This window comes from Pseudoalteromonas sp. 19-MNA-CIBAN-0066, from assembly GCF_040308705.1.
In the GTDB taxonomy this organism is placed as follows: Bacteria; Pseudomonadota; Gammaproteobacteria; order Enterobacterales; family Alteromonadaceae; genus Pseudoalteromonas; species Pseudoalteromonas nigrifaciens.
Genome location: NZ_JBEONZ010000123.1, coordinates 1 through 357 on the forward strand (window position 1 = coordinate 1; position 357 = coordinate 357).

General features: G+C 41.7%; 1 pseudogene. It reads left to right on the forward strand.

Annotated features, from left to right (window positions below):
- Window positions 1-357 (forward strand): annotated as a pseudogene (locus AAEZ18_RS18475) (RNA-guided endonuclease InsQ/TnpB family protein); the annotation flags it as partial.

A 357-nucleotide genomic window follows, 5' to 3' on the forward strand; every position in this document is an offset into this window, starting at 1 on the left:
CATCAGTTTCTCAAGAAGAATCGCTGATGGATTTGTTTGTCCACCATCACCAGTTGTACAACTGGGCTTTACGTGATCGCATCGAAACATATCGTGATTCTAATTACAGTCTTAACTTTCACGAACAGTGCAAAATCAACACTCTGTGGCGTAATAATCGTAAAGCGCATGGCATTTTCAATGCTAATGCTCAGAGTGAGCAAGTCACATTAAAACGTGTTGCACTGGCTTTTGACGGTTTTTTTAGACGGCTCAAAAAAGGTGATAAGAAAGCTGGATTCCCACGTTTTAAACCATTTCAACGCTTTAAAGGTTGGGGCTACAAGGCTCATGGTGATGGTTGGAAGCTCAACCTGA